At 68.1% G+C, this 12,219-nt stretch carries 7 protein-coding genes and 3 pseudogenes; 6 read left to right on the top strand and 4 right to left on the bottom strand.

Annotated elements, in window-relative coordinates; translation table 11 throughout:
- Nucleotides 1–129 precede the first annotated feature (129 nt).
- Both ACZ68L_RS45455 and ACZ68L_RS45450 read right to left on the bottom strand, forming a co-directional pair.
- Complete coding sequence (locus tag ACZ68L_RS45455) at nucleotides 130–1,296, bottom strand: IS630 family transposase (protein WP_469590565.1); 1,167 nt, start codon at nucleotides 1,294–1,296, stop codon at nucleotides 130–132.
- Between the two features lie 92 nt (nucleotides 1,297–1,388).
- Nucleotides 1,389–2,371: pseudogene (locus tag ACZ68L_RS45450) on the bottom strand (transposase).
- A gap of 65 nt (nucleotides 2,372–2,436) precedes the next feature.
- Between ACZ68L_RS45450 and ACZ68L_RS45445 the strand changes: the two are divergent.
- Entirely contained in the window at nucleotides 2,437–3,210 is a 774-nt protein-coding gene (locus ACZ68L_RS45445; RefSeq protein WP_469590562.1) for a class I SAM-dependent methyltransferase, read from the top strand.
- A gap of 236 nt (nucleotides 3,211–3,446) precedes the next feature.
- On the opposite strand, the pseudogene ACZ68L_RS45440 reads toward ACZ68L_RS45445, so the two are convergent.
- Nucleotides 3,447–4,251 (bottom strand): annotated as a pseudogene (locus tag ACZ68L_RS45440) (transposase); the annotation flags it as partial.
- Nucleotides 4,252–4,435: 184 nt separating this feature from the next.
- On the opposite strand from ACZ68L_RS45440, the gene ACZ68L_RS45435 reads away from it, so the two are divergent.
- The 3 genes from ACZ68L_RS45435 (at nucleotide 4,436) to ACZ68L_RS45425 (ending at nucleotide 8,310) form a co-directional block, all read left to right on the top strand.
- Nucleotides 4,436–6,829 carry a leucine-rich repeat domain-containing protein gene (locus tag ACZ68L_RS45435; RefSeq protein WP_469590559.1) on the top strand — a complete coding sequence of 798 codons (2,394 nt, stop codon included), beginning with the start codon at nucleotides 4,436–4,438 and terminating at the stop codon, nucleotides 6,827–6,829.
- Between the two features lie 258 nt (nucleotides 6,830–7,087).
- Entirely contained in the window at nucleotides 7,088–7,396 is a 309-nt protein-coding gene (locus ACZ68L_RS45430) for a transposase (RefSeq protein WP_469590556.1), read from the top strand.
- A complete protein-coding gene (locus ACZ68L_RS45425; RefSeq protein WP_469590553.1) occupies nucleotides 7,393–8,310 on the top strand; it encodes an IS3 family transposase in 918 nt (305 codons plus the stop codon). The genes ACZ68L_RS45430 and ACZ68L_RS45425 overlap by 4 nt, the downstream gene beginning before the upstream one ends.
- Here the strand turns inward: ACZ68L_RS45425 and ACZ68L_RS45420 are convergent, their stop codons facing one another.
- Nucleotides 8,311–9,129 carry a transposase gene (locus ACZ68L_RS45420; RefSeq protein WP_469590549.1) on the bottom strand — a complete coding sequence of 273 codons (819 nt, stop codon included), beginning with the start codon at nucleotides 9,127–9,129 and terminating at the stop codon, nucleotides 8,311–8,313.
- Between the two features lie 1,602 nt (nucleotides 9,130–10,731).
- Between ACZ68L_RS45420 and ACZ68L_RS45415 the strand changes: the two genes are divergently transcribed.
- Together ACZ68L_RS45415 and ACZ68L_RS45410 are read left to right on the top strand one after the other, a co-directional pair.
- Nucleotides 10,732–11,160 carry a hypothetical protein gene (locus ACZ68L_RS45415; protein WP_469590546.1) on the top strand — a complete coding sequence of 143 codons (429 nt, stop codon included), beginning with the start codon at nucleotides 10,732–10,734 and terminating at the stop codon, nucleotides 11,158–11,160.
- A 254-nt stretch (nucleotides 11,161–11,414) separates the two neighbouring features.
- Nucleotides 11,415–12,116: pseudogene (locus ACZ68L_RS45410) on the top strand (Tn3 family transposase); the annotation flags it as partial.
- Between the last annotated feature and the right edge of the window lie 103 nt (nucleotides 12,117–12,219).

The raw sequence follows: 12,219 nt of genomic DNA, 5'->3' as shown, positions 1-12,219 counted from the left end.
GTGGAGCCTCAAGAACTCCCATCATTGCAGGTCACAAGGCACTTCCTCGTTTTCCTAGCCGCTATCCACAAGGCGCTGGCCGGTGGATCAAGGCTTAGTGGTCAACGTCGGGAGTCCTTCGGGGGTTGATCATGTAGCTGGCTGCGCGGAGGATGCTTCCTGATGATCGGCGGTGTGTCGGTCGAGTCTGGCCAGCAGATCGTCCAGGTCGGAGGTGGTGAACTTCCACTGGAATGGCTGTGCTGTGGCGTTGTAGCGGTCTTCGAATGCTCGGAGCCGGTCCCTGACCTGGGCCAGGTCGGTGAAGTCGTCGGGCGAGACGACCTTGCGCTGCACGACGGAGAAGTAGATCTCCACCTGGTTGAGCCAGGAGGCGTGGACGGGGGTGTGGACCATGAGCGCATTCGGGAATGCACTGGTCAAGCGGTCGGCGGCCTTCTGCCCGCGGTGGGAAGAGCCGTTGTCGACGATCCAGAACACCCTTTTGGCGCTGGCGTAGGGCTCTTGGCTCATGACCTGGGTGACCAGGTTCATGAACGGGTCGATGCCGGTTCTGGGCTCAGTGCGGCTGAGCACCCTCGCGTGGTGGACGTCGTAGGCGGCCAGGTAGGCCAGGGCACCGCCGCGGCCGTAGGTGTGGTTGACCCGCATCGCCCGGGCCTGTCCGGGGGCCAGGGTGGGGTGGCAGCGGCAGCGGGCCTGGATGGAGGTCTTCTCGTCCGCGCTGATGACGTACTCGTCCGGTCCGAGCGGTTCGCCCTGCCAGGTGCGCGCGTACAGATCCAGCACACGGGCGGCCTTGGGTCCGAAATCGGGGTCGTGGATGAAAATCCAGGAGCGGTGCTGCCAGGGCTTGAGCGCGTCCTGGGCCAGCCAGCGGCGCACGGTGGAGTCCGACAGGGCCGGGGCGATGCCTCGTGCCGTGGCCTCGCGGGCCAGTTCCGGGCACGACCAGCGGGCCAGCGGCGTGCCGGTCTCGGCGGGTAGTTGGCAGGCCAGGGCCTTGACCTGGGCGGTCTGCAGGGCGGTGAACGAGGGTGGCCGGCCGGGGCGCTGGCGGTCGGCCAGCCCGGTAATGCCCTCGTCGGCGAAGCGGCCTCGCCAGGTACGCACGGTGTCCACATGCAGGCCCGTCTCGCGGGCGATGCACGCGTTGGAACGGCCCCGTGCCGCGTGGAGCACGACGTGCGCTCGGATCCGGGCCTGGTGGGGAGTCCTGTGCCCGTAGGCCATCTTCTTCAGCCGGTGCCTCTGCGAGGCGGTCAGCGATATCGGGCGGGCGGTGGCAACGGGCAAGGCAGGCAGGCCGATCAGCAGAAGTGGTTCTTACGACTCGGGGAGCGATTGAGGTCGGGGCGTCGCGGCCCGGCGTTTCGGCCCTGGCGTGATCAGCAGGCCGTCGGGCGGGCCAGCACCAGTTCGGTGCTGGTCTCGCGGCGGGTGGCTCGGCGGGCCGAGCGGTCGGAGACCAGACCGGCGATCGCGGCCTGGGTCCCGGCAAAGTTCTCGCGGCTGCCGGTGTAGCGCTGCATCGGCCGCCGCTGCTTGTACTCGGCATTGGCGTGTTCCACGCAGATCCGCACCGAGGACTGCCTGCGTCGGGCTTCCCGCCAGGCGTACTGCTCGCCCAGCGGCGCAGTCTCCCGCTCCTGCTGGGTCATCGCCTTGGGCGGTGCACTGACCTGGCCGGGGAATTCGTTCGCCAGTCGCCTGTAGCCCTCGTCGACTTCGGCTTGGACGTCGGGGAATTGCCGGAAGCACTCGGCGATGCCCTCGGTGCGCACCGCGGTCTGATCGTGCATCCGGCCCGGCCGGGCCACCCCGGAGAACAGGGTGCGGCCCTGGCCGTCGGTGAACGTCGTGGTCTTGATTGTGTTCTGTTTCCGTTTGCCAGACACGAACGCCTTGCGGCCCGGCCGCAGGGCGGCGGACCTGCACGTCGGTGCCGTCGATCCGCAGCTCCACACCCTCGGCGGCGGCGTAGGCGAACACGTCTTCCAGGGTGCGCAGCCTGATCCCGGGCCGGTCCGGCACCGCGAACCCGCGCGCGGCCAGCAGTGGCCTGATCTGCCGGACCGCCCCGGAGATCGTGGAGCGGTCCACCCCGAACAACTCGGCCAGCGCGGCGTCCGGCAGGTCATGGCGTAGCTTCACCAGCGTCACCAGCAGCCGATCCAGGAACACCAACTGGTGTTTCGGGCCGGCTCCTTCGGCGCGCCGCCGATCGCCCCCGCGTCGCTGGGCCAGAGCCGATTCCTGCTGCGCCCCCCCACTTCGGGGCCAGTTCAGCGACAAGCTCGCCAAGATGCTCCCGGCTGATACCGGACAGGGGAGGATGGGCGAAGGCCGCGCGGGCCCACGATTTCGTCACACAAATCCAACCCGCGCGGCCATATTCACGTTACAGCCGTAGACCGTCAGCAGTAGCGTTCCGCCATGGCCTCCTACTCTGCACAGGACTTCTACGATCAGCTTGCCGAGGACTACCACCTGATCTACGCGGACTGGTCGCTGTCGGTATCACGGCAGGGAAATGCTCTGGACGCGCTGGTCCGGCGGTATCTGGATGGTGCCGAGCCACTGGCAGTCCTGGACTGCTCATGCGGGATCGGGACGCAGGCGATCGGTCTGGCCGAGCACGGGCACCGCATCGTGGGCAGCGATCTGAGTTCGGCTGCCGCGGTTCGAGCGGCTGCGGACGCGCAGCGGCGGGGGTTGGCGGTAGCGACGTTGGCTGCGGACATGCGCTCGCTGCCGTTCGCTGACGCCTCGTTCGACGTCGTGCTGAGTGCGGACAACTCGCTGGCGCACCTGCTGACCGAGGACGATGTCCGCCGTGCGGTGGGTGATATGCGGCGAGTCGTGCGAGACGGCGGGCTGCTGGTGCTCTCGGTAAGGGACTACGGCGACGCCCGACAGGCTCGGCGGCAGTCCACGGTTCCTCAGGTGACGGACAGCGACGCCGGGCAGGTGGTCACGTTCCAGCTATGGCACTGGCACGACGACGGCGTCTACGACTTCGATCACGTGCAACTGCTGCCGGATGGCGAAACCTGGCAGGTCCGGGTCCGGCGGGCGACGTCGCGGGCCTGGGCACTGGAGGAACTGGCGGAACTCGTGCGAGAGTGCGGGTTTGGCAACGTCACGTGGCACGGTGTCGAGGAGGCGCACTTCTTCCAGCCGGTGTTGACTGCGCGGCCTGTGGCCTGACCCGCACACCCAACAAACACATCCTCACGTCAGGGCCACAAGCCGCCGAGCTATCGCTCCCCGAGTCGTTAACGGCTGGAGCCTGCCGCACCGCCTGACGCGGGCGGCCAGACAGGATGACCCCTCGCCCACCGTGCCGGAGTCGGCCAAGACCTCCCCTGCTCAAAAGCTGCCCGCGCGGCCTGAGCCGCCTGGCGGCAGCTCGCCGGCCTGGACGTCCGCTGTCATTCCGAGGAATACGACAGCCACCGACCCCGTCTCGACGGCCAGTCGCGGAAGGCATGGGTGCCACCGGCGGAGTCGGGACGGATGAGCGCCTACCGTCCTCGCCAGAGCTTGAGCAGTTGAGCCGGAGCGAGTTGGGTGGTGGCGACATAGTCGGCCGCAGTGCTGGAGCCCCCGTTTCCGGGCTGTAGCACTGCGGCCACTGGTCCCCCGGACCCGGCCCGGTGATGGTCGACGAACGCGACGAGCGGATGATGACCGAAGGTCTTCTTCCATGTCGCGGCGGCGTCCTGCTTTTCCGACCACGCGATCACCAGCACGCCGCCAATTCCCACGATCACCTGGATATCGGCTACCGGACTGCTCGTACCCACCAACGCTCATACTCACTGGCGAGCTCGGGACCGTGTCGAGCGGATTGCCGCGAAGGCTTTCGGTCCGGAGCGGCGAAGGCGTAGACCAGGCGGGGGAGATCGTCGGATCGGCGGCCACCGGGCCGAACACGACCGGATCGGCCCGCAGCAGGCCGACACCGGCCAGGCAGTCCCCGCCCAGAGCTGTCGCGAGTGCGACGTCCAGAAGGATCCATCCGAAATCGTGTGCAGCCTGCGGCTTTCGCCACGGTCCCAATTCCTCCAATATCGCGTTCGCCAGGCCGGACTTGAGAGCCGCCTCGACCAGCAGCAACGACCTGGCCTGCGAGACCACCGAGCGGCCACCACCCTCGACCCGGACACGCGGGTATGACCCGCCGCTCTCCTTCCCCTGGAAAGTGCCTCTTCCACTACCACCTGCAGGACCCTCAGTAAGCCCTATCGCCGTAGGTCAGGGGCGCTTTCTGCTTCTCCGGCCGCCTGCCGGACACCAAGCCTCATGAAAGCCTGAGGCTGATAGCCGACAGCGCGGGTTCGGCTACCACGATCCGCGCGCCGCGACGAGTGCGCCCGATGGGCAGAAGGACATTGAAGGGCTGTCATACCCGTGTCCTATCGTCGCCCACATGGCCAACAACCCCGCACCCGAACGCCTCTCCTTCGCAGAGGCCGACACTCGCCTCGTGCAGGCTCTCTCCGCCTCCTTCGAGGGCAACTATGACAACGTCTCGCTCTTCGACGGCGATCTGGTACTGGAGGGGGACTTCCTCGACGCCGTCGCCGGGATCGGGAGTCTGGACGACGTGGACCTGGTGGTGATCACCGGCGATCTGACCGTGTCCGGCCCGATCGCGCTCTACGAGTTTCTGCCGGGGCTCTACGTCGGCGGTACCACCCGGGCCGAGACCCTGGAGGGCGGCGACTGCGAAATCTACATCCAGGACGGCACCTTCACCCATCTGGTCTACGGCGACTACAACAACGGCATCCTGGAGACCTGCACCGTAGAGACCCCATGGGTCATCAACTACAACCACGATCTCAGCGTTTCCGCCCCCGACGCTCGCCTGGTGGACAACTACGGCAACGATGACAACGCGGACTTCGGCAGCGAGAACATCGTGGAGTCGTTCGTCACCGAGGTCGTCGACCCGGAATACAAGAGCATCAAGGTCCCGGAGTTCCTGGAACGGCTACGGGCCGGACTGCCGGTCCTGCGCCCGGGTGCGCGGACCGCGAAGGATGCGGCGCTGGCGGACGTCGCGCGTGCCCGGGCCGACCGGGTGCTCCATCTCGATCTGTCGGAACGCAAGCTCAAAGAGTTCCCTGCCGAGGTTCTGCGGATGCCATGGCTGCGCACACTCGTCCTGGACGGCAACCCCATCGGGCGACTCCCCGACGAGATCGGCACTCTGACCGACCTGGAACTTCTGTCGGTACGAGACTGCGACCTGGCCGAACTGCCCGCCTCCATCGGCCGGCTGTCCAGGCTGCGCGTACTGCGGATCGCCGGCAACACCACCTACGACTTCTCCACCGAGCCCGCCCACCGGCCGATCAGGCTGCCGGACACCATCGGCCGGCTCACCACGCTGGAGGAACTCGATGTCTCAGAGCTGTCCAGCAAGCCCTCCGGCACCGGCGAGGCACTGCCCGACATCACACCCTTCGCGCTCCCGGAGACGGCTGGCAACCTGATACACCTGCGTCGGCTGGTGGCGGACCAGACCAACCTGGTGTTCCCGGCATCGATGCAGGGCCTGGCCAGCCTGGAAGAAATCTCCATGGTGGGAAGGAGCTGGAGGTACCTCAAGCGGTTCCCCGAAGCCCTCACCGGCTTCCCAAACCTGCGCAAGCTCCAGCTCAGGGGCAACTTCTTTCAGGAGGTCCCCGCCACACTGCTGCGCCTGACCAACCTCGAGGAACTCGACCTCGACAATGCCCTCGGACTGGTGAAGACCCCGCTGCCCGACCTGTCCCGGCTGCTCAGGCTGCGGGTGCTGAAGCTGAGCGGACTCACCGACCACACAGGTGTACCGGTTCCGCCGCACGAGCTGCTGCGGCCCGTGCTCGCGAATCCCCTGCCCGCGCTGGAGGAGCTGGAGATCGACCGCTGGGGAGCGGAGGACAGGGGCGGGCGTGGTCCGATGACCGCCGACGTCATCGCCGGAATCGGCGCCTTCCAGAGCCTGAAGAGGATCGACCTGTCCTTCAACGGGCTGGCCGAGCTGCCCGACGGCTTCTTCACCCTGCCCGCCGTCGAGCAGATCGACCTTCGCTACAACGCCCTCTCCAGAGAGGTCCGCCGACGGGTCGCCGACGCCTACCCTGGGGCGCGCATCGACTTCCGCGACCAGGGCGGCGTCGACGGCGACTCCGAGCGCGAGCAGGCAACGGCGGCCGACAGCCTAATCACACAGGCCAACGCGCTTCGCGGCCGAGGGGAATGGTCGGCGGCACTCGCCGAGTACGACAAGGCCATCGCCCAGTACACCGAGGGCGACGCCGACTCCGCCTACGGCCTGCTCTACGCCTACTACGGCAAGATGTGGATCCACGGCAAGGTCGGCCACGGCGACGAGGGCACCGAGCAGTACCGGGCCCAGCACCGCCGCGACGGCTTCGCCGTCGCCGAGACCTGTATGCGGCTGGTGCCGCCGGTCTGGCAGATCTTCCACTTCACCGACGAGGGACAGTTCCAGCGCGAGGTCGTCCGCTACGCGACCAACTTCCTCGCCTGGGAAATCATCCATGCCGAAGACCCCGCCCCCACCCCGAAGGACCTCGCCGACGCCCTCCGGCTGATCGAAAAGGGCGTGGCGTGCGCCGACGGCGGCGACCACCTGTATCTGCATGACACCTACGCCCGGGTTCTGCTCGCACTCGGCCGAGAGTCCGACGCATGGCAGGAAGTCCAACGGGCGCTGGCCATCGACCCCGCCTTCGCACCGCTCCGGGACCTCAGAGTGGACCACCGGTACCAGGCGTGGGCCGACAGGAGCGCCGGAACCGGGGACTGACCTGGGCATGCGACACCTGGACGTTGGCCAGGTGCGCCGGGCGTCGTGGCAGAGGTCCCAGCCTGCCTCCGGCCTCAGAACGCGTTCGCGGACGGGGCTGGAGGAGGGGCATCGGGGCCGGACACCCCGCCCGTCGCCGCCTTCAAGCGGTTCCTGCTGGCCCAGCCCGTCCGTGGGCGTGCAGATGTGTGAGGTTCCCCCGAGATGCGGAGTGTGTTGACAGAGGGGCAGATGGTTCTCATGAGAGGAACATCGACTATGGCCGCCCCCAGAAAGTACTCGCTGGAGTTGCGTGAGCGTGCGGTACGGATGTACCGGACCTCCGACCCGAAGCCGCAGATCAAGAAGCTCGCCGTCGACCTCGGCGTGCATCCGGAGGCCCTGCGCGGCTGGATCCGGCAGGCCGAGGCCGATGCCGGCGAGCGCGACGACCGGCTCACCACGGACGAACACGCCGAGCTGGTCGCGCTGCGCAAGGAGAACACCCAGCTCAAGCGGGCGAACGACGTGCTGCGGACGGCCTCGGCGTTTTTCGCGGCGCAACTCGACCCGGCCCGGCCCAGGTGACCGCGCTCCTCGACGAGCATCCCCGCCTGGGAGTCGAGTGCGTGCTTCGGGAACTCCACATCGCCTCCTCCACCTACTACCGCTGGCGCCGCGCCGAGCGCGAGCCGTGCGAGCGCAAGCGCCGCGACGCCGGACTGACCGAGCGGATCAAGGAGATCCACGCGGAGTCCGGCGGCAATTACGGCTCGCCGCGCGTGCACGCCGGCCTCAAGCGCGAAGGCACGCGCGTGGGCCGCAAGCGGGTCGAGCGGCTGATGCGCGAGGCCGCCATCGCGGGCGTCAGCCCACGGCGGAAGGGCTTCACGCGCCGCGATCCCAAGGCCACGCTCGCCCCGGACCTGGTCAACCGAGACTTCACCGCACCGACGCCGAACCGGTTGTGGGTCACCGACCTGACAATGATCTCCACCGGCGAGGGACCGTTGCGGCTCTCGGCGATCCGGGACGCCTTCTCCCGCCGGGTGGTCGCGTGGGAGACCTCTGCCCGCGCGGACGCCGACCTGGTCCTGACCACGCTGGAGTACGCGCTCGCATCCCGTGAGGTCGAGCCCGGCAAGCTCATCCATCACGCCGACCACGGCTGTCAGTACACATCCATCAAGCTCACAACTCGGCTGATGCGAGCGGGAGTCGAGGCGTCCATGGGTTCCGTCGGGGACTCGTACGACAACGCCCTCGCGGAGAACCTCTGGATGCTCATCAAAACCGAATGCATCCGCGGCCGCACCTTCACCACGAGGGCCGAGGCCAACCTCGCGCTCTTCGAATACATCGACGGTTTCTATAACCCCCGCCGCATCCAGGAACGGCTCGGCTTCCTCAGCCCGATCGAGTTCGAGGAGAAGCACTCCGCCGAGCAGGCGACGGCCGAACCAACGAATCTGAACACCCATCAATCCCTGCTGACCAGCTGATCAGCACCTCCCGCATGACGGGGGAACCTCAATGCCGAGGACGGCCCGTTTGATGGAGGGGTTCATCCCGCAGGTGATCGAGAAGTGGGCTCCGGCCCGGCGGCAGGCGGAGATCACTCCGGCGTTGTAGAACTGCGAGTCCGCTCGCAGGATCCGGGTGCTGGTGCAGCCCGCCTCGACGGCGGTGGCCAGCGCCTCACTGACGAACTTCGGGGCTCCACGGGAATCGGCTGCCTTGCCGCGGCGCATCCGTACTGTGGCGATCACCGGCCAGGAATGCGGAGTGCAGATCGTGGCGAGCAAGGGGTGCAGGGTGCGGATGCCCTTGAACCGGCCGTACTCGGCGCCCTGCTTGGCCCGGCCGTAGACCCGCTTGTGAGTGGAGTCGACATCGATGAACGCCTTCTCGTCGGAGCCGGGAAGCAGCGGGGCATGCACGGCCAGTCGACCGAGGAATCTGCGGTGGACGGCGTGGAGTTGGAGTGCGTGACCGTGGGTGAACGCGCGAAGGAACGTGCCCAGCGTGGACGGCGCACGGATACCCGTGAACACGGCCGGCATCGCGCCGTGCCGCAGCACGTGGAGGTCGTCGATACTGTCCGCGCCCGCCGCCAAGCCGGCCACGATGCTGCTGACCTCGGCGTCCGCCGCAGCCCCCGCACCGTTCGTCGTCCCGCTCACCTTCACCTTCTGCGTCACCAGGGCCGACAGACCACACCGTTCGGCCAGCCGCATCACCGGAACCAGCCCGGCATGCGCGACCAGATTCGGGTCATCGAACGCAGCGGAGACCGCCGCTGGAGTATGGGAAACTTGCATCTCGGAAGTGCCTTGTCGATCGTGCGTGCTGGAAGCCTCAAGAACTCCCATCATCGCAGGTCACAAGGCACTTCCTTGTTTCCCGAAGGGCCATCCACAGCCATCAGATCGGTGGATCAAGGCTTAGCGTCTGGAGCGCTGCTCTGGACGGGGACGCGCAGGCTGGGGGTGTGGAGTTCCCGGTCAAAGTCGCACTGGCCCAGGCCGTCCCGGCTCTGCCTGGGGGGCCGGGCTGGTGGTACGAGCCCAAAGCGGAGACGTGCCTACTTTGCGCCTGGTGTCAGAGATAGGAGTCGGGGGCCGACACGCGAGGTTTCTCATTGCTTCGCTACCTCGAAGTGATCGGATCAATGTTATCTAATTGCTGTTTGTCATGATTTTCCATCAGGTGTCCTGTCATGCCTGCGTCTTGTCGCGTGAGGGGTGCAGGGCGCTTTGCTGTGAGGAGAGGTGAACCCGCGGATGAGTGCTCGCACTTGTGGACAGAGCGATCTGCCGTGGTACCGGGTCAGCCGCCAGCGGCCCAAGGCCGCGTTCAGGGTCGTGGCCTGTGGGACGATCCCGGTTGGTGCCGTCGGTGCGTCCGATCCGGTTGGCTCGGGTGGACGGCGTGGGGGGCGTGGTGTGGGGGTGGTACCGGTGGGGTGCGCGCTGCTGTCCGGTATGGCGCTGCTGGCGGCCACGGCTCCACCGGTGGCCGCCACGCCGGCGGGGCCCGTGCCAGTGCGGGCGCAGAGGGCTGATCCGTCGCAAACCTTCACCTTCACCGGCGCTCCGCAGACCTTGACGGTTCCGGCGGGGGCGGTGGTGACGATCACCGCGGACGGCGCGGGTGGCGCCGACAACACCGGCACCGCCTGTTCCGTCACGGGGACCGGTGGGACGGGGGCGCGGGTGGCCACCACCCTCCCGCAAACCGCCGCACCGACGACCTTCACCGTCAACGTCGGCGGTACCGGCGGCAAAGGCTGCAACGGCACCGGGACGGGGGGTGCCGGTGGGTTCAACGGCGGCGCCCCAGGTGGGAGCTTCCCGGCTAGTGGTTTTCGGGACGAAGGTCCGGGTGGGGGCGGGGCGTCCAGCATCAGCACGGGCGGCTCCTTGCTGGTGGTCGCCGGGGGTGGCGGTGCCGCCGGTGGCACCGGAGCGGGTTCTACGGGAGGGAACGGAGGCAACGGCGGGACAACGCCGGATGCCGTCGGCGGTACCGCGGGAAGTGCCACTGGCCCTGGGGCTTCGCCGGGGCAGGGTGGGGGCGGTGGCAGCACGAGTATCGGGGGTGCCGGCGGGGCCGCCGGCACCGCTGTGCCCTGTACGGCCACGAACGGGGGGCCGGGGACCGGGTTCTCCGGTGCCGCGGTCGGTACCGGTGGCGCCGGGGGCAGCATCGGCGGCGGTTGCGCCCTCACTTTGACCGGTGCCGGTGGGGGCGGTGGGGGCGGGTACTTCGCCGGCGGGGGCGGCGGCAGCGCCACCGTCAACAACAGGGGCACCTCGGCGGGTGGAGGTGGGGGTGGTGGGGGCAGCAGCTTCGCCACCCCGTCCGGTACCGGCACGAGCTACAGCGCCTCCACCATCGGGCCAGCGAACCACAATGGCCAGGTGATCATCTCCTACACGGTCCCGTCCTTGACCATCACCAAGAACCACACCAGGCACTTCACCCAAGGGCGGGATGGCACCTACACCATCACCGTGGGCAACGCCGCCGGGGCCGCCCCGACCAACGGCACCACGGTCACCGTGCACGACACCCTCCCCGCCCGGCTCAGCGCTGACAGCATCAGTGGCACGGGATGGAACTGCACCCTGAACACCCTCACCTGCACCCGTAGCGATGTCCTCCCCGCCGGGAGCAGCTACCCTCCCATCACCCTGAAGGTCGACGTCTCCTGCAGGGCCCGCACCCAGATGACGAACACCGCCACCGCCACCGGGGGCGGCGACACCACTACCCACACCGCCACCGACCCCACCAGGATCAAGCGCCACAAGCACGGCGAGCGCTGCGAGCACCACGACCACTGGTAGACCAACCGACCCGGGACCAACGGCGGGGCACGTCCAAGGAGACGTGTCCCGCCGTCAACTATGCGGTGAGCAAGACAAATCGGGCAGCAGCGGGGCGCTGGACGGCTTCTCCGCCCGCTTCGAGCCCCCGGCTCCCGGTTCCCGACGAGGACACCGTCGTCTTCACCCACTCGAGTGTTGTACACGTCGATGATGCGGGTGGGCCCGGCCGCGAACGGTGCAATCGCGGCCAGGGTCGGCATCGTCTCGGAGATATCGCGCATTGCAACGACCAGCGGTTCTGGCGGGCGGAGATGCCCGGAGTGGAGACCGGCGAGTACGGGCCGCTGGAGGACCTGGCTCGCAACAAGGTGAACCTGACCAAGGTCACCACGCACTGGCCGGACATGCTGCGGGTCGCCGGCTCGCTGGTGACCGGGCAGGTCCGCGCGTACGACCTGCTGCGGATGTTCGGCCGCGAGGGGCGGCCCGCGCCCTTGGGGCAGGCGTTCGCCGAGTACGGACGGATCGCCAAGACCCTGCACCTGCTCCGGGTCGTCGACCCGGTTGACGACACCTACCGCCGACAGATGAACCGGCAGCTCACCGTCCAGGAGTCCCGTCACAAGCTCGCCCGCGACCTCTGCCACGGCAAGCGCGGACAGATCACGCAGGCATACAGGACGGGGCAGGAGGACCAACTCGGGGCGCTCGGCCTGGTCCTCAATGCCGCCGTGCTCTGGACAAGCCGCTACATCGACGCCGCCGTTGACCACCTGCGGGCCCTGCCGCCCGAGGAGCGGGAGCATGACGTCCTGGACGAGGACGTGGCCCGGGTCTCCCCGCTGAAGCACGCCAACCTCAACTGCCTGGGCCGCTACAGCTTCGCCGCCCGCCCGGCACGCGAGGGCCTGCGCCCACTGCGTGACCCGGCGACAGTCCACCTCGACGAGGACGACGAGGGCACCGGCGAATGACGCGGCGTTAGTACTGCAACGGTGTTTGCTGTGACGGGTGGTCAGTCGGTGGGGCGTGGCCTCGTTGTTTGTAGTGGCTGGTTCGGGCTTGGTGTTGTCGTTT

This window comes from Streptomyces sp. NPDC104309 (assembly GCF_055584025.1).
The sequence above is the reverse complement of the archived record's forward strand: the minus strand, read 5'-3'. Positions and strand labels throughout refer to the sequence as shown.